At 53.7% G+C, this 24,384-nt stretch carries 19 protein-coding genes and 1 pseudogene; 17 read left to right on the top strand and 3 right to left on the bottom strand.

Annotation, left to right across the window (positions count from 1 at the left end; genetic code table 11):
- The first annotated feature begins 54 nt into the window (after positions 1-54).
- Complete coding sequence (mog, locus tag NQ842_RS20725) at positions 55-642, top strand: molybdopterin adenylyltransferase (RefSeq protein ID WP_013095516.1); 588 nt, start codon at positions 55-57, stop codon at positions 640-642.
- Between the two features lie 122 nt (positions 643-764).
- A complete protein-coding gene (locus NQ842_RS20720; RefSeq protein ID WP_257256270.1) occupies positions 765-2,087 on the top strand; it encodes an MFS transporter in 1,323 nt (440 codons plus the stop codon).
- Here NQ842_RS20720 and satP read toward each other — a convergent pair.
- On the bottom strand, positions 2,064-2,630 hold the full coding sequence (gene satP, locus NQ842_RS20715) for an acetate uptake transporter (protein ID WP_153907967.1): 567 nt from the start codon (positions 2,628-2,630) through the stop codon (positions 2,064-2,066). The two genes, NQ842_RS20720 and satP, sit on opposite strands and share 24 nt — an antisense overlap.
- Positions 2,631-2,926: 296 nt before the next feature.
- Here satP and dnaK point away from each other — a divergent pair, with 296 nt between their 5' ends.
- The 4 genes from dnaK (at position 2,927) to nhaR (ending at position 8,382) form a co-directional block, all read left to right on the top strand.
- Complete coding sequence (gene dnaK, locus NQ842_RS20710; protein ID WP_013095521.1) at positions 2,927-4,840, top strand: molecular chaperone DnaK; 1,914 nt, start codon at positions 2,927-2,929, stop codon at positions 4,838-4,840.
- A gap of 87 nt (positions 4,841-4,927) precedes the next feature.
- Positions 4,928-6,073, top strand: coding sequence for a molecular chaperone DnaJ (gene dnaJ, locus NQ842_RS20705; RefSeq protein WP_014830600.1), 1,146 nt, complete (start codon positions 4,928-4,930; stop codon positions 6,071-6,073).
- Positions 6,074-6,248: 175 nt separating this feature from the next.
- Positions 6,249-7,424, top strand: coding sequence for a Na+/H+ antiporter NhaA (nhaA, locus tag NQ842_RS20700; RefSeq protein ID WP_014830601.1), 1,176 nt, complete (start codon positions 6,249-6,251; stop codon positions 7,422-7,424).
- Positions 7,425-7,482: 58 nt separating this feature from the next.
- Positions 7,483-8,382: a transcriptional activator NhaR gene (nhaR, locus tag NQ842_RS20695; RefSeq protein ID WP_014830602.1), complete on the top strand. Its 900-nt coding sequence runs from the start codon at positions 7,483-7,485 to the stop codon at positions 8,380-8,382.
- 57 nt (positions 8,383-8,439) lie between these two features.
- On the opposite strand, the gene rpsT is transcribed toward nhaR, so the two are convergent.
- The gene (rpsT, locus tag NQ842_RS20690) at positions 8,440-8,703 is read right to left on the bottom strand and encodes a 30S ribosomal protein S20 (RefSeq protein ID WP_003856458.1); all 264 of its coding nucleotides are present in this window, start codon (positions 8,701-8,703) and stop codon (positions 8,440-8,442) included.
- A 101-nt stretch (positions 8,704-8,804) separates the two neighbouring features.
- Between rpsT and NQ842_RS20685 the strand changes: the two are divergent.
- From NQ842_RS20685 to NQ842_RS20640, 10 genes and pseudogenes are all read left to right on the top strand, one after another.
- Positions 8,805-9,023: pseudogene (locus tag NQ842_RS20685) on the top strand (DUF2575 domain-containing protein).
- A 7-nt stretch (positions 9,024-9,030) separates the two neighbouring features.
- Positions 9,031-9,957 (top strand): bifunctional riboflavin kinase/FAD synthetase, encoded by a 927-nt coding sequence (gene ribF / locus NQ842_RS20680; protein ID WP_046889353.1) that lies wholly within the window; start codon positions 9,031-9,033, stop codon positions 9,955-9,957.
- Between the two features lie 45 nt (positions 9,958-10,002).
- Positions 10,003-12,819 carry an isoleucine--tRNA ligase gene (gene ileS / locus NQ842_RS20675; protein WP_014830604.1) on the top strand — a complete coding sequence of 939 codons (2,817 nt, stop codon included), beginning with the start codon at positions 10,003-10,005 and terminating at the stop codon, positions 12,817-12,819.
- Positions 12,819-13,319, top strand: coding sequence for a signal peptidase II (lspA, locus tag NQ842_RS20670; protein ID WP_047360289.1), 501 nt, complete (start codon positions 12,819-12,821; stop codon positions 13,317-13,319). The genes ileS and lspA overlap by 1 nt, the downstream gene beginning before the upstream one ends.
- Positions 13,320-13,436: 117 nt before the next feature.
- The gene (fkpB, locus tag NQ842_RS20665) at positions 13,437-13,886 is read left to right on the top strand and encodes an FKBP-type peptidyl-prolyl cis-trans isomerase (protein ID WP_023345412.1); all 450 of its coding nucleotides are present in this window, start codon (positions 13,437-13,439) and stop codon (positions 13,884-13,886) included.
- 1 nt (position 13,887) lies between these two features.
- Positions 13,888-14,838 (top strand): 4-hydroxy-3-methylbut-2-enyl diphosphate reductase, encoded by a 951-nt coding sequence (gene ispH / locus NQ842_RS20660; protein ID WP_014830607.1) that lies wholly within the window; start codon positions 13,888-13,890, stop codon positions 14,836-14,838.
- Between the two features lie 205 nt (positions 14,839-15,043).
- Complete coding sequence (dapB, locus tag NQ842_RS20655) at positions 15,044-15,865, top strand: 4-hydroxy-tetrahydrodipicolinate reductase (protein ID WP_118283613.1); 822 nt, start codon at positions 15,044-15,046, stop codon at positions 15,863-15,865.
- A 454-nt stretch (positions 15,866-16,319) separates the two neighbouring features.
- Positions 16,320-17,468 (top strand): glutamine-hydrolyzing carbamoyl-phosphate synthase small subunit, encoded by a 1,149-nt coding sequence (gene carA / locus NQ842_RS20650; protein ID WP_047360427.1) that lies wholly within the window; start codon positions 16,320-16,322, stop codon positions 17,466-17,468.
- A gap of 18 nt (positions 17,469-17,486) precedes the next feature.
- Positions 17,487-20,711, top strand: a complete 3,225-nt coding sequence (carB, locus tag NQ842_RS20645) for a carbamoyl-phosphate synthase large subunit (protein ID WP_014830610.1) — start codon at positions 17,487-17,489, stop codon at positions 20,709-20,711.
- Between the two features lie 139 nt (positions 20,712-20,850).
- Positions 20,851-21,084, top strand: coding sequence for a YgdI/YgdR family lipoprotein (locus NQ842_RS20640; protein ID WP_013095533.1), 234 nt, complete (start codon positions 20,851-20,853; stop codon positions 21,082-21,084).
- A 47-nt stretch (positions 21,085-21,131) separates the two neighbouring features.
- Here the strand turns inward: NQ842_RS20640 and NQ842_RS20635 are convergent, their stop codons facing one another.
- Positions 21,132-23,693, bottom strand: coding sequence for an autotransporter outer membrane beta-barrel domain-containing protein (locus NQ842_RS20635; protein WP_047360426.1), 2,562 nt, complete (start codon positions 23,691-23,693; stop codon positions 21,132-21,134).
- Here NQ842_RS20635 and NQ842_RS20630 point away from each other — a divergent pair.
- The gene (locus tag NQ842_RS20630) at positions 23,584-24,075 is read left to right on the top strand and encodes a hypothetical protein (RefSeq protein ID WP_163281471.1); all 492 of its coding nucleotides are present in this window, start codon (positions 23,584-23,586) and stop codon (positions 24,073-24,075) included. The two genes, NQ842_RS20635 and NQ842_RS20630, sit on opposite strands and share 110 nt — an antisense overlap.
- Positions 24,076-24,384: the final 309 nt, after the last annotated feature.

Below are 24,384 nucleotides of genomic sequence, written 5' to 3'. Positions count from 1 at the left end.
TTCCCCTCTGCGTGTATCATTCCCTTTAATCAGTACTTATTGAATGGAATGGATATGAATACCTTACGCATCGGCTTAGTGTCGATTTCTGACCGCGCCTCAAGCGGTGTCTATCAGGATAAAGGCATCCCTGCTCTTGAAGAGTGGTTGGGCAGCGCGCTGACCACCCCGTTTGAAATCCAGACCCGCCTGATCCCGGATGAACAGCCGATCATCGAGCAGACGTTGTGTGAGCTGGTGGATGAGATGAGCTGCCACCTGGTGCTGACGACCGGCGGAACCGGTCCTGCACGTCGTGATGTGACGCCAGATGCTACGCTTGCTATAGCTGACCGCGAAATGCCGGGCTTCGGTGAACAGATGCGCCAGATCAGCCTGCACTTTGTTCCAACAGCGATCCTCTCCCGTCAGGTGGGGGTCATTCGCAAGCAGGCGCTAATCCTGAATCTGCCAGGGCAACCTAAGTCGATTAAAGAGACGCTCGAAGGGCTAAAAGCGGATGATGGCAGCGTGATCGTCCACGGGATCTTTGCAAGTGTACCGTATTGTATACAACTGCTTGACGGGCCGTACGTGGAAACCGATGACAAAGTCGTAGCAGCATTTCGTCCTAAAAGCGCACGTCGCGAAACAATCTCCTGAAAATAATAAAAATGTGACATTAGCTGAAGCGGCGATGGTGTGCTAAACGTTTTACGGTATAGTAATTTTTTCTTTACGTTAGCTGTAAAAATAAATCCACAACACACGCTCAATGGTTCGCTATGTCACATAACACCCGACCTCTGAATCGACAGGACTACAAAACCCTCACGCTCGCGGCCCTGGGCGGCGCGCTGGAGTTTTACGACTTCATCATCTTTGTCTTCTTCGCCGCCGTGGTGGGGGAGTTGTTCTTCCCGGCGGATATCCCGGAATGGCTGCGTCAGGTGCAAACCTTCGGTATTTTTGCTGCCGGGTATCTGGCGCGCCCTCTTGGTGGGATTGTGATGGCGCACTTTGGCGATCTGGTCGGGCGTAAGAAGATGTTTACCCTCAGTATCCTGCTGATGGCTGTGCCGACGCTGGCGATTGGTCTGCTGCCAACCTACGCCTCGATGGGCATTCTCGCCCCGTTATTGCTGCTGCTGATGCGTATTCTTCAGGGGGCGGCCATCGGCGGTGAGGTGCCGGGGGCGTGGGTGTTTGTCGCGGAGCATGTTCCGGCGCGCCGTATTGGTATCGCCTGCGGAACCTTAACCGCGGGGTTAACGGTGGGCATTTTGCTCGGTTCCGTGGTCGCGACAATTGTGAATACCAGCATGACACAACAGGCCGTGCATGACTGGGGCTGGCGTCTACCGTTCCTGCTGGGCGGGGCGTTTGGTCTGGTGGCCATGTACCTGCGCCGTTGGCTGCAGGAGACACCGATTTTCCTCGAAATGCAGCAGCGCAAAGCGCTGGCGCAGGAGTTGCCGGTAAAAGCTGTCGTGGTGCGTCATAAAAAAGCGGTGGTGGTGTCGATGCTGCTTACCTGGTTGCTCTCGGCAGGCATTGTGGTGGTGATTTTGATGTCGCCGGTCTGGCTGCAAAAGCAGTACGGCTTTTCCCCGGCGGTGACCTTACAGGCGAACAGTATCGCCACCATTATGCTCTGCTTCGGCTGTCTGGCCGCCGGGCTGGCTGCAGATCGGTTCGGCGCCAGCGTCACCTTTATCGTCGGCAGTCTGTTACTGGCGGGCTCAAGCTGGGCGTTTTACCATCTTGCAGGCAGTCATCCTGAACAATTGTTCCTTCTGTACGGCGTGGTAGGGCTGTGCGTCGGTGTGGTGGGGGCAGTGCCTTACGTGATGGTACGCGCATTCCCGCCAGAGGTACGCTTCACCGGGATCTCATTCTCCTACAACGTTTCGTATGCCATCTTCGGTGGACTGACGCCGATTGCGGTTACGGTGTTGATGGGCGTGTCACCGATGGCACCTGCCTGGTACGTGCTGGCGTTGTCGCTGATGGGGCTGGTATTGGGAATTTGGCTACGTCAATCGGGGAGAAGTCGTGCCCGCGAGGCAGGCACGACAGAGGGATCAGTGTTTTTCACCAATCGGTAGAATGGTGCGGTCAAACTGCTCGTTCAGCACTTCGCCCATTGCCAGGTAGATTGCGCTTGCGCCGCAAACCAGGCCAATCCAGCCTGCTACGTGAACGATGCCTTCGTTATCAACCAGGTGACCAAGCGCCAGCAGGGCGAACAGCACGGTCAGGCTCAGGAAGACGAACTGCAGTACGCGGTTGCCCTTAAGGGTGCCGAAGAACATGAACAGGGTGAAGACGCCCCAGAGGCCCAGATACACGCCCAGGAAGTGGGCGTTTGCCGCATCAGCCAGACCCATTTTAGGCATCAGCAGAATGGCGACCAGGGTCAGCCAGAAAGAACCGTAAGAGGTAAAGGCCGTTAAGCCGAAGGTGTTGCCTTTCTTATATTCCAGCAGGCCCGCGAAGATTTGCGCGATACCGCCGTAAAAAATGCCCATCGCCAGGATAATGCCATCCAACGGGAACATCCCGATGTTATGCAGGTTCAGCAGGATGGTGGTCATGCCAAAACCCATCAGGCCCAGCGGAGCCGGATTAGCCAACTTAGTGTTGCCCATAAGTCCTCAAAAAAATCATCATTGATATGGTGAAATGGTTAAACCCGCGACAGTTCTCCCTGACGGGGCGCGGCATCATAATGGGCGCAAACGATGCCGTCTATGATCTCATCAGGGTGAAATTAAAATTTTTTTTATCCTTCCCCCTTGATGGATGCGCTGGTGACCCCATCTTGTAAGCAACCGCAGTGTGTGGACCTGAAAAAAATCAAATCTGGGCAGTTGAAAAAGCACGTTTTGCCCTTATTACAGGTACACAACCACATGTTGACTGAATTTTTAGTGGAGACGTTTAGATGGGTAAAATTATTGGTATCGACCTGGGTACTACCAACTCTTGTGTAGCGATTATGGATGGCACTACTGCACGCGTGCTGGAGAACGCCGAGGGCGATCGCACCACGCCTTCTATCATTGCCTATACCCAGGATGGTGAAACTCTGGTTGGTCAGCCGGCTAAACGTCAGGCAGTGACAAACCCGCAAAACACCCTGTTTGCGATTAAACGCCTGATCGGCCGCCGCTTCCAGGACGAAGAAGTTCAGCGTGACGTTTCTATCATGCCTTACAAAATCATCGCAGCTGATAACGGCGATGCATGGCTTGATGTGAAAGGCACCAAAACAGCACCACCTCAGATCTCTGCTGAAGTGCTGAAAAAAATGAAGAAAACCGCAGAAGATTACCTGGGTGAGCCGGTAACTGAAGCTGTTATCACCGTTCCTGCATACTTCAACGATGCTCAGCGTCAGGCAACCAAAGATGCTGGCCGTATCGCAGGTCTGGAAGTAAAACGTATCATCAACGAACCAACCGCTGCTGCTCTGGCTTACGGTCTGGATAAAGAAGTTGGCAACCGTACTATCGCGGTTTACGACCTCGGTGGTGGTACCTTCGATATCTCTATTATCGAAATCGACGAAGTTGACGGCGAAAAAACCTTTGAAGTTCTGGCAACCAACGGTGATACGCACCTGGGGGGTGAAGACTTCGATACGCGTCTGATCAACTACCTCGTTGACGAGTTTAAGAAAGATCAGGGCATTGACCTGCGTAACGACCCGCTGGCCATGCAGCGCCTGAAAGAAGCCGCTGAGAAAGCGAAGATCGAACTCTCTTCCGCTCAGCAGACCGACGTTAACCTGCCGTACATCACTGCAGATGCGACCGGTCCTAAACACATGAACATCAAAGTGACCCGTGCGAAACTGGAAAGCCTGGTAGAAGACCTGGTGAACCGTTCTATCGAGCCACTGAAAGTTGCACTGCAGGATGCTGGCCTGTCCGTGTCTGATATCAACGACGTTATCCTCGTTGGTGGCCAGACTCGTATGCCAATGGTTCAGAAGAAAGTGGCTGAATTCTTTGGTAAAGAACCACGTAAAGACGTTAACCCGGACGAAGCAGTGGCAATTGGTGCTGCGGTTCAGGGCGGCGTGTTGACCGGTGATGTTAAAGACGTTCTGCTGCTGGACGTAACCCCGCTCTCTCTGGGTATCGAGACCATGGGTGGTGTGATGACGGCGCTGATCAGCAAAAACACCACCATCCCGACCAAGCACAGCCAGGTGTTCTCTACTGCTGAAGACAACCAGTCTGCGGTAACCATCCATGTGCTGCAGGGTGAGCGTAAGCGTGCATCTGATAACAAATCTCTGGGTCAGTTCAACCTGGATGGTATCAACCCGGCACCACGCGGCATGCCGCAGATCGAAGTGACCTTCGATATCGATGCTGACGGTATTCTGCATGTTTCCGCGAAAGACAAAAACAGCGGTAAAGAGCAGAAGATCACCATCAAGGCCTCTTCCGGTCTGAACGAAGAAGAGATCCAGAAAATGGTTCGCGAAGCAGAAGCCAACGCGGAATCTGACCGTAAGTTCGAAGAGCTGGTTCAGACCCGTAACCAGGGCGACCATCTGCTGCACAGCACCCGTAAGCAGGTTGAAGAAGCAGGCGATAAACTGCCAGCGGAAGACAAAACTGCTATCGAAGCTGCACTGAGCGCGCTGGAAACGTCTCTGAAAGGCGAAGACAAAGCGGATATCGAAGCGAAGATGCAGGAGCTGGCACAGGCTTCTCAGAAGCTGATGGAAATCGCTCAGCAGCAGCATGCCCAGCAGCAGGCAGGCGCTGACGCTTCAGCGAACAACGCGAAAGACGACGACGTTGTCGACGCTGAGTTCGAAGAAGTTAAAGACAAAAAATAATCGCCCTGATGCAGGGTAATTAATCGGCACGGGCGTAGGAGAACTCTCCACGCCCGTGCTCGCATGTTAAGGGGCTTAAAAAAACCAATGGCAAAGCAAGACTATTACGAGATTTTAGGCGTTCCGAAAACTGCGGAAGAGCGTGAAATCAAAAAGGCGTATAAGCGCCTGGCCATGAAATTCCACCCGGATCGCAACCAGGGTGACAAAGAGGCTGAAGCTAAATTTAAAGAGATCAAAGAAGCCTACGAAGTCCTGACCGATGCACAAAAACGTGCGGCCTATGACCAGTATGGTCACGCAGCCTTTGAACAGGGCGGCATGGGTGGTGGTGGATTCGGTGGCGGCGGCTTTGGCGGCGGCGCTGATTTCAGCGATATCTTTGGCGATGTGTTCGGCGATATCTTTGGTGGTGGCCGCGGTCGTCAGCGCGCAGCGCGTGGTGCCGATCTGCGCTACAACATGGAGTTGACGCTGGAAGAGGCCGTTCGCGGTGTCACCAAAGAGATCCGTATCCCGACGCTGGAAGAGTGTGACGTTTGCCATGGCAGCGGCGCGAAAGCGGGCACGCAGCCACAAACCTGTCCAACCTGTCACGGTTCCGGTCAGGTGCAGATGCGTCAGGGCTTCTTCGCCGTACAGCAGGCGTGTCCGCACTGTCATGGTCGCGGGACGCTGATTAAAGATCCTTGCACCAAATGCCACGGCCACGGTCGCGTTGAGAAAACCAAAACCCTGTCCGTTAAAATCCCGGCTGGCGTGGATACGGGTGACCGCATCCGTCTGGCAGGAGAAGGCGAAGCAGGTGAGCATGGCGCACCAGCAGGCGATCTGTACGTTCAGGTGCAGGTGAAACAGCACGCTATCTTTGAGCGTGAAGGCAACAACCTCTACTGTGAAGTACCGATCAACTTTGCCATGGCGGCGCTCGGTGGCGAAATTGAAGTGCCTACACTTGATGGTCGCGTGAACCTGAAAATTCCAGGCGAAACCCAAACCGGTAAGCTGTTCCGCATGCGCGGTAAAGGCGTGAAATCCGTTCGTGGTGGGGCGCAGGGCGATCTGCTGTGCCGCGTGGTGGTTGAAACGCCGGTTGGCCTGAACGACAAGCAGAAACAGTTGCTGAAAGAGTTGCAGGAAAGCTTTGGCGGCCCGACGGGTGAGAAAAACAGTCCACGTTCCAAAAGCTTCTTCGATGGCGTCAAAAAATTCTTCGATGATTTGACTCGCTGATCCGTTAGCCACTCTTCATCCTGACAAAGCCCGGAAGCGATTCCGGGCTTTTTTCTTTTTTAAAGGTATTGTTCGGTAAAACTGAATTTATACTCAATATTAATCTGTTTTTGCCGAGTTGTTAGGCTTGGTATTATGGTTTTATCGAGGTATCTTGCTTAAAGAGAGAGCTTAAGTGAAATTATTACACCGTTTTTTTAGCAGTGAAGCGTCAGGGGGAGTGATCCTGATTATCGCCGCTGCGGCAGCGATGTTGCTGGCTAACCTGGGCATCACACGTGAGTTCTATCATGCGTTTCTGGAAACGCCCGTCGAACTGAAGGTCGGCGCGCTGGAAATCAACAAAAACATGCTGCTGTGGATCAACGATGCATTGATGGCGGTGTTTTTCCTGTTGGTAGGACTTGAGGTGAAGCGTGAGCTGGTGCTGGGCTCGCTGGCCAGCCGCCAGCGCGCAGCGTTTCCGGTGATCGCCGCCATTGGCGGGATGGTCGTTCCGGCGCTGCTCTTCCTTGCGTTTGCCTGGCAGGATCCCGTTGCACGTGACGGCTGGGCGATCCCGGCCGCAACGGATATCGCGTTTGCGCTCGGTGTTTTAGCCTTGCTTGGAAGCCGTGTTCCGGTTGCACTGAAAATCTTCCTGATGGCGCTGGCCATCATCGATGACCTGGGGGCGATCGTTATCATCGCGCTGTTCTACACCAGCGAGCTGTCAATTCTGTCGTTGAGCGTGGCCGCAGCGGCGATTGCAGTACTGGCGTTGTTAAACATTTTCAATGTACGTCGCATCGGGATTTATATCCTGGTGGGGATGGTGCTGTGGACGGCCGTGTTGAAATCCGGCGTGCATGCCACGCTGGCAGGGGTCATCGTCGGTTTCTTCGTACCGCTTAAGCCGCAGGAGGGTAAATCACCGGCCAAACAGCTGGAGCATGTGCTGCATCCGTGGGTCGCCTTTATGATCCTGCCGCTGTTTGCGTTTGCCAACGCAGGCGTTTCCCTGGGAGGCGTTACGCTGGACGGTCTGACGTCTGTCCTGCCGCTGGGCATTATTGCCGGGCTGTTTATTGGTAAACCGCTGGGGATTAGCCTGTTCTGCTGGCTGGCGCTGAAGCTTAAGCTGGCGTCGTTGCCGAACGGCACCACATTTGGTCAGATTATGGCGGTCGGCGTGCTCTGCGGGATTGGATTTACCATGTCGATCTTTATCTCGACGCTGGCGTTTGGCGCAAACGCGCCTGAGCTGATTGTCTGGGCAAAACTCGGCATTCTTATCGGTTCACTGCTGGCCGCGGTTATTGGTTATACCTTGTTGAAGGTGAAATTGTCCGGACAGGCCGTCCAGGCATAACGGAAAACCGGGAGAAGGTAATCCTTCTCCCGATACACACTCAGGGAGAGCAGACGCGATGTCTCATTTGAATTACAACCATCTTTACTACTTCTGGCATGTTTACAAACAAGGCTCGGTTGTGGGAGCGGCAGAAGCACTTTTTCTGACGCCACAAACGATCACCGGGCAAATCAAGGCCCTGGAAGAACGCCTGCAGGGCAAGCTGTTCAAGCGTAAAGGGCGTGGGATAGAGCCAAGCGAACTGGGCGAACTGGTCTTTCGCTATGCGGACAAGATGTTTACCCTGAGCCAGGAGATGCTGGACATCGTCAACTACCGCAAAGAGTCTAATTTGCTGTTTGATGTGGGCGTGGCGGATGCACTCTCAAAACGGCTGGTGAGCGGCGTGCTGGATGCGGCGGTGGTTGAAGACGAACAAATTCATCTGCGCTGTTTTGAGTCCACCCATGAGATGCTGCTGGAGCAGTTGAGCCAGCATAAGCTGGATATGATTATCTCGGACTGCCCCATTGACTCCACGCAGCAGGAAGGGCTGTTCTCGGTCAAAATCGGCGAATGTGGGGTAAGCTTCTGGTGCATCAACCCGCCCCCGGAAAAACCGTTCCCTGCCTGCCTGGAAGAACGCCGTTTGCTGGTGCCGGGAAGGCGTTCCATGCTGGGGCGTAAGTTGCAGAACTGGTTTAACTCTCAGGGGCTGAACGTAGAGATCCTCGGTGAGTTCGATGATGCTGCGCTGATGAAAGCCTTTGGTGAAGCACACAACGCTATCTTTGTCGCGCCGACGCTCTATATGCACGATCTCTATTCGGATAACAGGATTACGGAGATTGGCAGGGTGGATAACGTGATGGAGGAGTACCACGCGATATTTGCCGAAAGGATGATTCAGCATCCGGCGGTGCAGCGTATCTGTAACCGCGACTACTCGTCGCTGTTTACGCCACCGGCAAACTGAAGGCATAAAAAAACCCGCGTTAAGCGGGTTCTTTAAACAAGCAACAACAAGCGGCGATTAAGCCAGTTTGTTGATCTGCGCGGTCAGGTTTGCTTTATGACGCGCTGCTTTGTTTTTGTGGATCAGACCTTTAGCAGCCTGACGATCCACGATTGGTTGCATTTCGTTAAATGCGTTCTGCGCTGCAGCTTTGTCGCCAGCTTCGATTGCTGCGTATACTTTCTTGATGAAAGTACGCATCATAGAGCGACGGCTTGCGTTGTGCTTACGAGCCTTTTCAGACTGAACGGCACGTTTCTTAGCTGATTTGATATTAGCCAAGTCCAACTCCCAAATATGATCTATGTGGACAATTCAAAGGCCGAGGAATATGCCCTCTTTGCCTTCTTTTGTCAATGGATTTGTGCAAATAAGCGCCGTTAATTAGCGACGCTACGTTACGTAGTGATGGCGCAGGATTCTACCAGCTTGTCTCGCGTGAATACAGCTTTTCGGCATAAAAATCGCAGTTCACGGACAGATTTTTTCGCTGTGAAAGGTCAGCCTGATGAAATCATTACGGCTTTCTGTTTTGCGCGAACAATCGCCGGTTAACCTTAACCGCTCTACAAGGTATACTTTGGCGATTTTCACTGTTTTGAGCCAGACATGAAGCTGATACGCGGCATACATAATCTCAGCAAAGCCCCACACGGGTGCGTGCTGACCATTGGTAATTTCGACGGCGTGCATCGTGGGCATCAGGCGCTGTTGCAGGGATTGCGTAAAGAAGGGGAGGCCCGTGGCCTGCCCGTGGTAGTGATGATTTTCGAGCCGCAGCCGCTGGAGCTGTTTGCAGGGGAGAAATCACCCGCCCGCCTTACTCGCCTGCGCGAGAAGTTGCGCTATCTGGCAGAGTCCGGTGTGGACTACGTATTGTGTGTCCGTTTTGATCGTCGCTTTGCCGCACTGACAGCACAAAATTTCGTCAGCGACCTGTTGGTTAAGCGCCTTGGCGTGCAGTTTCTCGCCGTGGGTGATGATTTCCGCTTTGGCGCTGGTCGTCAGGGCGATTTCTTGCTATTACAGAAGGCTGGCCTGGAGTACGGTTTTGACGTCACCAGCGCGATGACATTTTGCGAAGGCGGCGTTCGCGTCAGCAGTACAGCGGTTCGCCAGGCACTGGCGAATGATGAGCTGGAGACCGCAGAAAACCTGCTGGGGCATCCGTTTACCATTTCTGGTCGTGTGGTTCATGGCGATGCGCTGGGCCGCACTATAGGTTTCCCGACGGCGAATATACCGCTGCGTCGTCAGGTCTCCCCGGTTAAAGGGGTATATGCGGTAGAAGTGGCTGGACTGGGCGACAAGCCTTTTTATGGCGTCGCCAACATTGGCACACGTCCCACGGTCGCCGGTGTGCGGCAGCAGCTGGAAGTGCATCTGCTGGACGTTGTAATGGACCTCTACGGTCGCCATATAGATGTCATACTGCGTAAAAAAATACGCAATGAGCAGCGATTTGCCTCGCTGGATGAACTAAAGGCGCAAATCGCGCGAGATGAATTAACGGCCCGCGAGTTTTTTGGGCTTTGAACCCGGCTTAAATGCCTACGTGATAAATACGGAACCGAGAATCTGATGAGTGACTATAAATCAACCCTGAATTTGCCGGAAACAGGGTTCCCGATGCGCGGCGATCTCGCCAAGCGCGAACCGGGAATGCTGGCGCGTTGGACCGATGATGACCTGTACGGCATCATTCGTGCAGCCAAAAAAGGCAAAAAGACCTTCATTCTGCATGATGGCCCTCCATATGCGAATGGCAGCATTCATATTGGTCACTCTGTAAACAAGATTCTGAAAGACATTATCGTGAAGTCCAAAGGACTCGCGGGATATGACTCACCTTACGTTCCGGGTTGGGACTGCCACGGCCTGCCAATCGAACTGAAAGTTGAGCAGGAATTTGGCAAGCCGGGTGAGAAATTCACCGCGGCGGAATTCCGTGCGAAATGCCGTGAATATGCGGCTACTCAGGTTGACGGTCAGCGCGCAGACTTTATTCGTCTGGGCGTACTGGGCGACTGGTCGCACCCGTACCTGACCATGGACTTCAAAACCGAAGCCAACATCATCCGTGCGCTGGGTAAAATCATCGGCAATGGCCACCTGCATAAAGGTGCAAAGCCGGTGCACTGGTGCGTAGACTGTCGTTCTGCCCTGGCAGAAGCGGAAGTTGAGTATTACGACAAAACCTCTCCGTCTATCGACGTGGCGTTCCACGCGGTTGATCAGGACGCGGTGAAAGCCAAATTTGGCGTCACCTCTGTAAACGGCCCGATCTCGCTGGTTATCTGGACTACTACCCCATGGACGCTGCCTGCTAACCGTGCGATCTCCCTGTCTGGTGAGTTTGAATACGCGCTGGTGCAGGTTGACGGTCAGGCGCTGATCCTGGCGAAAGATTTGGTTGAAAGCGTGCTGAAACGCGCGAACATCACCGACTACACCGTGCTGGGCACCGTAAAAGGTGACGCGCTGGAGCTGATGCGCTTTAAACATCCGTTCCTGGACTTCGATGTCCCGGCGATCCTGGGCGACCACGTCACGCTGGAAGCGGGTACCGGTGCGGTGCACACCGCAGGTGGCCACGGTCCTGACGACTATAACATCAGCCTGAAATACGGTCTGGAAATCGCGAACCCGGTTGGCCCGGATGGTGCTTACCTGCCTGGCACTTACCCGTCACTGGACGGGATCAACGTCTTCAAAGCGAACGACATTATCGTGGAGATGCTGCGTGAGCGCGGCGCACTGCTGCACGTTGAGAAAATGCAGCACAGCTACCCATGCTGCTGGCGTCACAAGACGCCGATCATCTTCCGTGCGACCCCACAGTGGTTCGTCAGCATGGATCAGAAAGGCCTGCGCGAGCAGTCCCTGAAAGAGATCAAAGGCGTGCAGTGGATCCCGGACTGGGGCCAGGCGCGTATCGAATCCATGGTGGCTAACCGTCCTGACTGGTGTATCTCCCGTCAGCGTACCTGGGGCGTGCCGATGTCGCTGTTCGTGCATAAAGAGACGCATGAACTGCATCCGAACACCCTGGAACTGATGGAAGAAGTGGCGAAGCGCGTCGAAGTTGACGGCATTCAGGCGTGGTGGGATCTCGACGCCCGCGATATCCTGGGCGCTGACGCGGATAACTATGAAAAAGTCCCTGATACCCTGGACGTGTGGTTCGACTCCGGTTCCACCCACGCTTCCGTGGTTGACGTGCGTCCTGAGTTTGCCGGTCACGCTGCCGATATGTATCTGGAAGGCTCTGACCAACACCGTGGCTGGTTCATGTCATCTCTGATGATCTCCACCGCCATGAAAGGCAAGGCCCCTTACCGCCAGGTACTGACTCACGGTTTCACCGTGGATGGTCAGGGCCGTAAGATGTCCAAGTCCATCGGTAACACCGTTTCTCCGCAGGATGTGATGAACAAACTGGGTGCAGACATTCTGCGTCTGTGGGTGGCGTCTACCGACTACACCGGCGAAATGGCGGTGTCTGATGAGATCCTGAAACGTGCCGCCGACAGCTATCGTCGTATCCGTAACACCGCGCGCTTCCTGCTGGCGAACCTGAATGGTTTTGATCCGGCAAAAGACATGGTGAAACCGGAAGAGATGGTGGTGCTCGATCGCTGGGCTGTTGGCTGCGCAAAAGCGGCGCAGGAAGACATCGTTAACGCCTACGAATCCTACGATTTCCACGAAGTGGTGCAGCGCCTGATGCGCTTCTGCTCCATCGAGATGGGCTCGTTCTACCTCGACATTATCAAAGACCGCCAGTACACCGCGAAAGCGGACAGCGTGGCGCGTCGTAGCTGCCAGACTGCGCTGTATCATATCGCAGAAGCGCTGGTTCGCTGGATGGCACCGATCATGTCCTTCACCGCGGATGAAATCTGGGGCTACCTGCCTGGTGACCGTGAGAAGTATGTCTTCACCGGTGAGTGGTACGAAGGTCTGTTCGATCTCTCCAGTACTGAAGCAATGAACGATGCGTTCTGGGACGAACTGCTGAAAGTGCGTGGCGAAGTGAACAAGGTCATCGAACAGGCGCGTGCTGACAAGAAAGTGGGTGGCTCTCTGGAAGCGGCAGTGACCCTGTACGCAGAACCTGAGCTGGCAGCCAAACTGACTGCACTGGGCGATGAATTACGATTTGTCCTGTTGACCTCCGGTGCGAAAGTTGCGGATTATGCCGATGCTTCTGCTGATGCTCAGCAGAGCGAACTGCTCAAAGGACTGAAAGTCGCACTGAGCAAAGCCGACGGTGAAAAGTGCCCGCGTTGCTGGCACTACACCACCGATGTCGGCCAGGTGGCGGAACACGCAGACATCTGCGGACGCTGTGTGAGCAACGTCGCCGGTGACGGCGAGAAACGTAAGTTTGCCTGATGAGTAAAACTCTCTGTTCAACAGGACTGCGCTGGCTGTGGCTGGTTGTGGTGGTGCTGATTATCGATCTGGGCAGCAAATACCTGATCCTCCAGAACTTTGCTCTGGGGGATACGGTTCCGCTGTTCCCGTCGCTGAACCTGCACTATGCGCGTAACTACGGCGCGGCGTTTAGTTTCCTTGCTGACAGCGGTGGCTGGCAGCGCTGGTTCTTCGCGGGTATTGCTATCGGTATCTGTGTGGTGCTGGCGGTGCTGATGTACCGTTCGAAAGCGACGCAAAAGCTGAATAACATCGCCTACGCGCTGATCATTGGCGGCGCGTTAGGCAACCTGTTTGATCGCCTGTGGCACGGCTTTGTGGTCGATATGATCGACTTCTACGTCGGCGACTGGCACTTTGCGACCTTTAACCTCGCCGATAGCGCAATTTGTATCGGTGCGGCGTTAATCGTGCTGGAAGGTTTCTTGCCGAAACCCGCCGCAAAAGAGCAGGCTTAATTGTAAATGCCGGGTGGCGCTGCGCTTACCCGGCCTACAGAATTTGTGGCCTCCCGTAGGCCCGGTAAGCGCAGCGCCACCGGGCAACAGGTGACCCAAAACAAGCGAGCAATTTGCATGTCTAAATCCGTACAAAGCAACAGCGCGGTTCTCGTGCACTTCACGCTGAAACTGGATGATGGCTCAACGGCTGAATCCACCCGCAATAACGGCAAACCCGCCCTGTTTCGTCTTGGCGACACGTCATTATCCGAAGGTCTGGAGCAACAACTTCTGGGTCTGAAAGAGGGCGAGAAGAAGGCGTTTTCGCTGGAGCCGGATGCGGCGTTTGGCGTGCCAAGCCCGGATCTAATCCAGTACTTCTCGCGTCGTGAGTTTATGGATGCGGGCGAGCCGGAAATCGGGGCGATTATGCTCTTTACCGCTATGGATGGCAGCGAAATGCCTGGCGTGATCCGCGAAATCAACGGCGACTCCATCACCGTAGATTTCAACCATCCGCTTGCCGGGCGCACCGTCCATTTTGATATTGAAGTGCTGGAGATTGATCCGGCACTGGAGGCCTGAAATGCAGATCCTGTTGGCTAACCCGCGCGGCTTCTGCGCCGGTGTAGACCGCGCTATCAGCATTGTTGAAAACGCGCTGGAGATTTACGGCGCGCCGATTTATGTGCGTCACGAAGTGGTGCATAACCGTTACGTGGTCGACAGCCTCCGTGAACGCGGTGCCATTTTTATTGAGCAGATCAGCGAAGTGCCGGACGGTGCGATCCTGATATTCTCCGCACACGGCGTCTCCCAGGCGGTACGTAACGAAGCGAAAAGTCGCGATCTGACCGTGTTTGACGCCACTTGCCCGTTAGTAACGAAAGTACATATGGAAGTGGCGCGTGCCAGTCGTCGTGGTGAAGAGTCGATCCTGATTGGTCATGCCGGTCATCCGGAGGTCGAAGGTACCATGGGGCAGTACAGCAACCCGGAAGGGGGCATGTACCTGGTGGAGTCGCCGGAAGATGTGCTCACGCTGAACGTGAAAAACGAAGCGCGTCTGTCGTTCATGACGCAGACCACGCTTTCCGTGGATGATACCTCTGATGTGATCGACGCTTTGCGCCAGCGTTTCCCGAAAATTGTCGGGCCGCGTAAAGATGATATCTGCTACGCCACCACCAATCGTCAGGAAGCGGTGCGTGCGCTGGCTGAACAGGCGGACGTGGTGCTGGTGGTGGGTTCTAAAAATTCCTCTAACTCCAACCGTCTGGCCGAACTGGCTCAGCGGATGGGGAAAGCGGCGTTTCTGATCGACGACGCGACGGACATTCAGGAAGCGTGGGTCAAGAATGCGAACTGCGTAGGCGTGACGGCGGGCGCTTCCGCACCGGATATTCTGGTGCAGAATGTGATTGCTCGTCTGCAGGAGCTGGGCGGTGGAGAAGCGATACCGCTGGAAGGACGCGAAGAGAATATTGTCTTCGAAGTACCGAAAGAACTGCGTATCGACGCCCGTGAAGTTGAATAATCCTTCTTCTGATGAAAGGCCAGCACCTCCTGTGCTGGCCTTTTTTTTATCTGAAACTTTATCGTGACGACAAAATCATGTCTTTTACTGATATTTGAGTCTGTTTCACGTTAAATTCTAATTATCGGTGTTTTCAGTTGGCAGCCCTGACAAAGGCTGGTTAATCTGAAAACGGTTTACATCATTTTAACGTAAGAGAATAACTATGCATGATGCACAGATCCGTGTCGCCATTGCGGGCGCGGGTGGACGTATGGGTCGCCAGCTCATTCAGGCGGCACTTCAGATGGATGGCGTGGCCCTGGGCGCGGCACTGGAGCGTGACGGTTCATCGCTTCTTGGGACCGATGCCGGTGAACTGGCTGGTGCGGGCAAGACAGGTGTGACCGTGCAGAGCAGCCTGGAAGCGGTCAAAGATGATTTTGATGTGTTCATTGATTTCACCCGGCCAGAAGGCACTCTGAACCATCTGGCATTTTGCCGTCAGCACGGCAAAGGAATGGTCATTGGCACCACCGGGTTTGATGAAGCCGGTAAACAAGCCATTCAGAATGCGTCAAACGAGATTGCGATTGTCTTCGCCGCTAACTTTAGCGTGGGCGTAAACGTCATGCTGAAGCTGCTGGAGAAGGCCGCGAAGGTGATGGGCGATTATACCGACATTGAGATTGTCGAAGCTCACCACCGCTATAAAGTCGATGCACCCTCCGGCACGGCGCTGGCAATGGGCGAAGCGATTGCGCATGCACTGGATAAAGATTTAAAAGACTGCGCGGTTTATACCCGTGAAGGTCATACCGGCGAGCGTGTCCCGGGGACGATTGGTTTCGCAACCGTTCGTGCGGGTGACATCGTCGGTGAACATACCGCGATGTTCGCCGATATCGGCGAACGTGTTGAGATCACGCATAAAGCGTCCAGCCGCATGACATTCGCGAATGGCGCTGTTCGCTCCGCTTTGTGGCTAAAAGGCAAGGATAACGGTCTTTTTGATATGCGAGATGTGCTAGATCTTAACAATTTGTAAGAGTTATTACCCATCGTGATGTGGTTATTGCAGTCGTAATTGTTTGATTGCATAGGGCAATAATTTATTGCCCTTTTATTTTTCCAGTTTCATTCTATATTTTGAGCTTTGTCGTAGAAAGTTTATGTTATCTCTCCTTTTTGTGTTGCCAGTATGTAAATTTTGACCATTTGGTCCACTTTTTATTACCCCGTCACAGGTAATTCTAATAAAGTTGTCACGCAAGCGTTTTCCGCAGTGATTTACCTGATCTTTTTGCCGCTTAACATCTTTTCAGGCTGCCAGGCTTGCAAAAGGATAATTAAAATCTCCGTTTTAAGTTGACTTTTACCCACCAAATCTCCAGAATGCCGCCGTTTGCCAAAAATCCGCTGGCAACACATTTGCATTGATTTATGACATGGTTGTGAATTAATATGCAAATAAAGTGAGTGAATATTCTCTGGAGGGTGTTTTGATTAAGTCAGCGCTATTGGTTCTGGAAGACGGAACCCAGTTTATCGGTCGGGCCATAGGGGCAACGGGTTCGGCGGTTGGGGAAGTCGTTTTCAATACTTCAATGACCGGTTATCAAGAAATCCTCACTGATCCTTCCTATTCTCGCCAAATCGTTACTCTTACTTATCCTCATATCGGCAATGTTGGCACTAATGCTGCTGATGAAGAGTCCTCTCAGGTTCATGCGCAAGGTCTGGTCATTCGCGACCTGCCGCTGATTGCCAGCAACTTCCGCAACACCGAAGACCTCTCTTCTTACCTGAAGCGCCATAACATCGTGGCGATTGCCGATATCGATACCCGTAAATTAACGCGTCTGCTGCGCGAGAAGGGTGCACAGAACGGCTGCATTATCGCAGGGGATAACCTCGATGCGGCGCTGGCGCTGGAAAAAGCGAAAGCCTTCCCTGGCCTGAACGGCATGGATCTGGCGAAAGAAGTGACCACCACAGAAGCTTATAGCTGGACGCAGGGGAGCTGGACGCTGGAAGGCGACCTGCCGGAAGCGAAGCCAGAGAGCGAGCTGCCATTCCACGTTGTGGCCTATGATTTTGGTGCCAAGCGCAATATCCTGCGCATGCTGGTTGACCGCGGCTGCCGCCTGACGGTGGTACCTGCGCAAACTTCCGCTGAAGAGGTTCTGAAGATGAACCCGGATGGCATCTTCCTTTCTAACGGACCTGGCGACCCGGCACCGTGCGATTACGCTATCAATGCCATCACGTCCTTCCTCGAAACCGATATTCCGGTATTCGGTATTTGCCTGGGCCATCAGCTGCTGGCGCTGGCGAGTGGGGCGAACACCATTAAGATGAAGTTCGGTCACCACGGTGGTAACCACCCGGTGAAAGACATCGACAACAACACGGTGATGATTACGGCACAGAACCACGGCTTCGCAGTAGATGAAGCGTCAATGCCGGCTAATCTGCGCGTGACGCACAAATCCCTGTTCGATGGCACCCTGCAGGGTATCCATCGCACCGATAAGCCAGCGTTCAGCTTCCAGGGACACCCGGAAGCCAGCCCGGGCCCGCACGATGCCGCACCGCTGTTCGATCACTTTATCGAACTTATCGAGCAATACCGTAAGACCGCTAAATAATCAGGAGCCGAGAAGACAATGCCAAAACGTACAGACATAAAAAGCATCCTGATCCTTGGCGCTGGCCCGATTGTTATCGGTCAGGCCTGTGAATTCGACTACTCCGGTGCGCAGGCGTGTAAAGCCCTGCGTGAAGAGGGTTACCGCGTTATCCTGGTTAACTCTAACCCGGCGACCATCATGACCGACCCGGAAATGGCTGATGCAACCTACATCGAGCCGATTCACTGGGAAGTGGTGCGTAAAATTATCGAAAAAGAGCGCCCGGATGCGGTTCTGCCGACCATGGGCGGCCAGACAGCACTGAACTGCGCGCTGGAGCTGGAACGTCAGGGCGTGCTGGAAGAGTTTGGCGTGACCATGATTGGTGCCACCGCTGACGCGATTGATAAAGCAGAAGACCGTCGTCGCTTTGACGTGGCGATGAAGAAAATTGGCCTCGACACCGCGCGTTCCGGTATTGCACACAATATGGAAGAAGCGCTGGCCGTGGCGGCTGAAGTCGGCTATCCGTGCATCATCCGTCCGTCCTTCACGATGGGCGGAACCGGCGGGGGTATCGCCTACAACCGTGAAGAGTTCGAAGAGATTTGCGAACGCGGTCTGGATCTCTCCCCAACCAAAGAGCTGCTGATTGATGAATCGCTGATTGGCTGGAAAGAGTATGAGATGGAAGTGGTGCGTGACAAAAACGACAACTGCATCATCGTCTGCTCCATCGAAAACTTCGATGCAATGGGTATCCACACCGGCGACTCCATCACCGTGGCGCCAGCGCAAACGCTGACCGACAAAGAGTACCAAATCATGCGTAACGCCTCGATGGCGGTACTGCGTGAAATCGGGGTGGAAACGGGCGGGTCTAACGTCCAGTTCTCCGTGAACCCGAAAACTGGCCGTCTGATTGTTATCGAAATGAACCCGCGCGTGTCCCGTTCTTCCGCGCTGGCGTCTAAAGCTACCGGCTTCCCGATTGCGAAAGTGGCCGCGAAACTGGCGGTCGGTTACACCCTCGACGAGCTGATGAACGACATTACCGGTGGCCGCACACCTGCGTCCTTCGAACCGTCCATCGACTACGTTGTGACCAAGATCCCTCGCTTTAACTTCGAGAAATTCGCCGGTGCGAACGATCGTCTGACGACCCAGATGAAATCGGTCGGTGAAGTGATGGCGATTGGCCGCACGCAGCAGGAATCCCTGCAGAAAGCGCTGCGCGGTCTGGAAGTGGGGGCGACCGGCTTCGATCCGAAAGTGAGCCTGGACGACCCGGAAGCACTGACCAAAATCCGTCGCGAGCTGAAAGACGCGGGCGCAGAGCGTATCTGGTACATTGCCGACGCCTTCCGCGCAGGCCTCTCCGTCGATGGCGTCTTCAACCTGACCAACATCGACCGCTGGTTCCTGGTGCAGATTGAAGAGCTGGTGCGTCTGGAAGAGAAAGTGGCGGACCTGGGCATCAACGGCCTGGACGCTGACTTCCTGCGCATGCTGAAGCGCAAAGGCTTTGCCGACGCGCGTCTGGCAAAACTGGCCGGCGTGCGCGAAGCGGAAATCCGCAAGCTGCGTGACCAGTATGACCTGCACCCGGTCTACAAACGTGTTGATACCTGTGCAGCAGAATTTGCGACCGACACCGCTTACATGTACTCCACGTATGAAGACGAGTGTGAAGCGAATCCGTCCGTTGACCGCGACAAGATTATGGTACTGGGCGGTGGTCCAAACCGTATCGGTCAGGGTATCGAGTTTGACTACTGCTGCGTACACGCCTCTCTGGCGCTGCGCGAAGACGGTTACGAGACCATTATGGTCAACTGTAACCCGGAAACGGTTTCTACCGACTACGACACGTCCGACCGTCTCTACTTCGAACCGGTAACACTGGAAGACGTGCTGGAAATCGTGCGCATCGAGAAGCCGAAAGGCGTCATCGTGCAGTACGGCGGCCAGACTCCGCTGAAACTGGCGCGCGCGCTGGAAGCCGCAGGTGTGCCGGTTATCGGTACCAGCCCGGATGCCATTGACCGTGCAGAAGACCGCGAGCGTTTCCAGCAGGCGGTTGACCGTCTGAAGCTGAAACAGCCGGCAAACGCCACCGTGACGGCGATTGAACAAGCGGTTGAGAAGGCGAAAGAGATTGGCTATCCGCTGGTGGTGCGTCCTTCTTACGTGCTGGGCGGCCGCGCAATGGAAATCGTCTACGACGAAGCTGACCTGCGTCGTTACTTCCAGACGGCAGTCAGCGTGTCCAACGATGCGCCGGTGCTCTTGGATCGCTTCCTCGACGATGCGGTTGAAGTGGATGTGGATGCTATCTGCGACGGCGAAATGGTGTTGATTGGCGGCATCATGGAGCACATCGAGCAGGCGGGCGTGCACTCTGGTGACTCCGCCTGTTCTCTGCCAGCGTACACCCTGAGCCAGGAAATTCAGGACGTGATGCGTCAGCAGGTGCAGAAACTGGCCTTCGAACTGCAGGTTCGCGGTCTGATGAACGTCCAGTTCGCCGTGAAAGACAACGAAGTCTACCTGATTGAAGTGAACCCGCGTGCAGCACGTACCGTACCGTTCGTCTCTAAAGCGACCGGTATTCCGCTGGCAAAAGTGGCGGCGCGTGTGATGGCTGGCCAGACGCTGGCACAACAGGGCGTCACTAAAGAGATTATCCCGCCGTACTACTCGGTGAAAGAGGTGGTGCTGCCGTTCAACAAATTCCCGGGCGTTGACCCACTGTTAGGGCCAGAGATGCGCTCTACCGGGGAAGTGATGGGCGTGGGCCGCACCTTTGCAGAAGCGTTTGCTAAAGCGCAACTGGGCAGTAACTCCACCATGAAGAAATCTGGCCGTGCGCTGCTCTCGGTTCGCGAAGGTGATAAAGAGCGCGTGGTTGACCTGGCGGCCAAGCTGCTGAAACAGGGCTTCGAGCTGGATGCAACCCACGGTACGGCGATTGTGCTGGGTGAAGCGGGAATCAACCCGCGTCTGGTGAACAAGGTGCATGAAGGTCGTCCGCACATTCAGGATCGCATCAAGAATGGCGAATACACCTACATCATCAATACCACTGCGGGCCGCCAGGCGATTGAAGACTCCAAGCTGATTCGCCGCAGCGCGCTGCAGTACAAAGTGCATTACGACACCACCCTGAACGGCGGTTTCGCAACAGCCATGGCACTGAACGCGGATGCCACCGAGAAGGTGATTTCGGTTCAGGAAATGCACGCCCAGATTAACAAGTAAGACAAATTGCCCGGTACCGTTCGGTTGCCGGGCATTCTTCCCCTCTTCAGAACCTTCTGGTTTTCCATCCGCATTCAGTCAGTTAGCCTAAAATGGTTAGGTCGATAATGAAATTCAACTGAGAGCAGGGGAAAACACCATGCAAAATAAACTACTGATCGCTTCCGTTCTGGCTGCCACTGCAATGTTCACCGTAGCAGGGTGTTCATCTAATCAGGCGGTAAAAACCACCGATGGCCGCACCATTATTACTGACGGCAAACCGCAGGTGGATGACGACACCGGTCTGGTGTCCTATAAAAACGCGGAAACTGGTCAAACCGAGCAGATTAACCGTGACCAGGTTAAATCCATGGGTGAACTGGATAATTAAAAAAAGCAGTGGCATCCGCCACTGCTTTTTTGCTTGATGCTGATGGATTACCAGCGGTGATTCAACAAAATATGACCGCCGTAAGCGGCATAGTTATTTTCACCCCATTCGCCGCTGGCGCGAAGTGAAATCGTCGTGGTCTCGTTAAGATTGCCGGTAATACCCAGCTCTACCTGACCACGATCCTCCGGCGTATCATTACTTACGGTTTCGTCGTTGAAGGCCAGATCGTTTTGACCTGCACCCTTCAGCCAGTTCACCGCAACGTATGGCTGCCAGGCCGTGACGTCCTTTTGCTGGAAATAGCTGGATTTCACACCCAGACGACCGAAGACGCTGTCGTTATCCAGAGTCGTCACCCGGACGCCATCGCGGTCCGTATGATTTTCCTGATCAAGATAACTGTAGATTACCTGCGCCTGAGGCTCGATCTTCCAGGTACGCTCGTTTTCAGATGGGATAACCCACGCATGGCCGACTTCAACAGACGCGGCAAAACCTTCGCTGTTGTAATCTTCATCATTGCGGTTGCTGGTCACTTTGTTGTTGTACCAGCTGTAGGCGGCCCAGGTATCAATGTAGCTGCCCAGACGTAATTTCTGATCTTCCTGCCAGGTGGCGTAGAGCCCAACGTTGAAGCCATCGACTTTACCCTGTGCGTCACGCACGTTGTGTTTCGCATCTGAGTGGGTCTTCGCCTGGCCTGCACCGAACATGCCACCGGCACGCAGGATACCGCTGTCCATTGGCTTGCTGAGGAAATCGCTGCCGACTTGCAGAACGGTGGTCGTGGTGTCGTAGCTGACTTTATCACCGCCTGCATCATTTTCATGGTAACGACCTTTTACATACATCCAGGTATTCAGATCGTCTTCGTTACGGAAGGTGAGCTGATCGCGATCGTCACGTTTGTGCAGGAACATACTCTGAGCAGCCAGATAGTTGCCTAAATACGCGCCCACTTCAGGTGCCATCACTTCTGGTGCTGGGGTATTGCCGCCGCCGTTATCGGTATTATCACCACCGTTGCCGTTATCATTGCCGCCGCTGTTGCCGCCATTGTCAGTGTTACCGCCATCGTCGGTATTGCTGCCATTGTCAGTATTACCGTTATTATCAGTGTTGCCGCCATCGTTGGTATTGCCACCGTTGTCGGTATTATCTCCGTCATCGGTATCATCTGTCGGATCGACAGGTGGCGTGGCCTTCGATTCCAGGTACCAGTTCCCGTCACTATGCTGGTAAAGAGAGTATTCGTATGCGCCTGCCACAACCGGTTTGGCCAGGGTTAGCTGTGCTTCAGAGCTGCCGGCGACGCTGACAATCTCCATGCCGTTAACGGTCTGTGCGCCAAGTCCACCCATGTTGCTGACGGTCACGCCGGACTGGCCAAAACTGCTGCCGGTTATTGTGAGATGATCGGTAGGCGCCGTGTCAGTACCCAGCTCGCTGTTTAATACAATCTGGCTACCTTCTGCGCCGGTATAATCGCCGTTAATGGTAAAATCATTACCCACGCTGTGGTCGGCTGCACTGAGCAAAAGCGTGCCGCTGTTGGTCACGTTGCCGTTAATGGTATCAATGCCGGCGTCGTTGAGCGTTGCGTTATCCTCGATTGCATTCCACGCTGCCAGCGTACCGCCGCTGAGAATAGTAATGTTGTTGTAGACGGTTCCTGCGGTGGCAAACTTTGCCCCGTTCTGCACGGTAAGAGTGGCATTGCTGTTTTCGACGCCTAACGTTGCGCCTGCCGCTACCAGCGTTGTGCCGTTTCGCAGGGTTGTATCGCCGGTATAGCTGTTGTTGCCGGTAAGCGTCAGCGTATTCGCATCAACTTTCTCTACGTTTCCGCTGCCGGTTATGTCAGTAGAAAACGTGAAATTGTCTCCCTGGTTAAAGATAACCGTACCATTGTTGGTTAGCCCGCCGCTGAGACTTGCCATACCTTCGCCATTGCCCAGCTGCAGCGTGGCTTCATTCGCCACCAGCGTATTGCCAGCATTGGAAACGGTACCCGCCAGGGTCAGGTTGCCGCTATTCACCTGCAGTGAATCACCGGCACCAATGATGTCGACGTTACCCGTCAGCGTCCAGTCTTCACCGTTCATTTTGACAGAGGCGAAACCATCGCCTTCGTTCAGCCCGATAAAATTGCTGTCTTCTGTCCCGGCGCCTACCAGGGTCAGGGTGTTACCGGTTGAAAGCGTGGAAATGACATCGCCAGACAGGTTTGAACCTGTGTTGAGGGTGAGGGTATTATTTTTGTTACTGGCGAACATTATAGCTGTCTTGCCACCGCCAATTGAGCCATTGTTAATGATGTCAGCCTTCGCGGTATCCGTTACGTTGATACCATTCTGATCACCCTGAATGGTACCGGTATTGATGATTTTGGTTCCACCACCGCTGAGTTTGATACCATCTTCGCCTGTGCCGATAATCGAGCCATTATTATCAATCACGATTCCGGCGTCAGTAGCCAGACCTGTATTGCCTTTAATGATGCCTGTTTCCGTATTTGATATGCTAATTGCAGAGGAATCTTCATTAACAAAAATCCCCTTTTCAAAGCCGGTAATGTTTCCTTTGTTGGTTAAACTACCCTGCATCGTGACTATGTTTACAGCGTTCTTTGTGGCGGAGGAAATGGTAGCACCAGCATTATTATTAATATCGAGTGGCTGCGCGCTAGTGTTTATATCAAGTCCATTCGAAGTGCCGGAAATATTCCCATTGTTTGTTATTGAACTGACTTTAAATCCTGAGGCGGAAACAGCGGCTAAATCGCCAGACGAAGACACAGTAATATCTTTATTGATGACGTATTCGGTATCGGCGGAGAAATCTTGCGGAGCAGAGGTTGACTGGTCGATGGTGCCTGCAGAACTGATTATTGGTGTAAAAACAAGCAGGGCGGGAAATAATCTCCCCAGTAACTGGGTGGTCCTGTTTAATTCCAGACGTTTTACTTTCATATTCACATCCATTTAAAAGGAAATTCGAAGTGAAGAAAAATATTCTCTTTCAGGTTTTAAAGAAAAGCGTTGAGAGGAGTAGATTGAAATTATTATGTTTTCAATGCGTTATGTATACTTCGATTTATTAAAATGCAAATTTAATAAATCTAAATATGACACGATTATAAATAATGCAGTGTAAATTATTTGTGAGGGGAATATATTTGCAGGTGTTCAAATAAGTACTGGAAAACCTCTGAGAACTGGCACTAAAGAGTAGCAATACTTGCGTTTTGCTTCCGACGCGTCACTGAACACTTTCAGCGGGCGGGTTAACTGTCTA

The sequence above is a fragment of the Enterobacter cloacae complex sp. R_G8 genome, assembly GCF_024599795.1.
GTDB classification, from domain to species: Bacteria; Pseudomonadota; Gammaproteobacteria; order Enterobacterales; family Enterobacteriaceae; genus Enterobacter; species Enterobacter dissolvens.
This window is presented reverse-complemented; position numbering and strand designations above follow the sequence as displayed.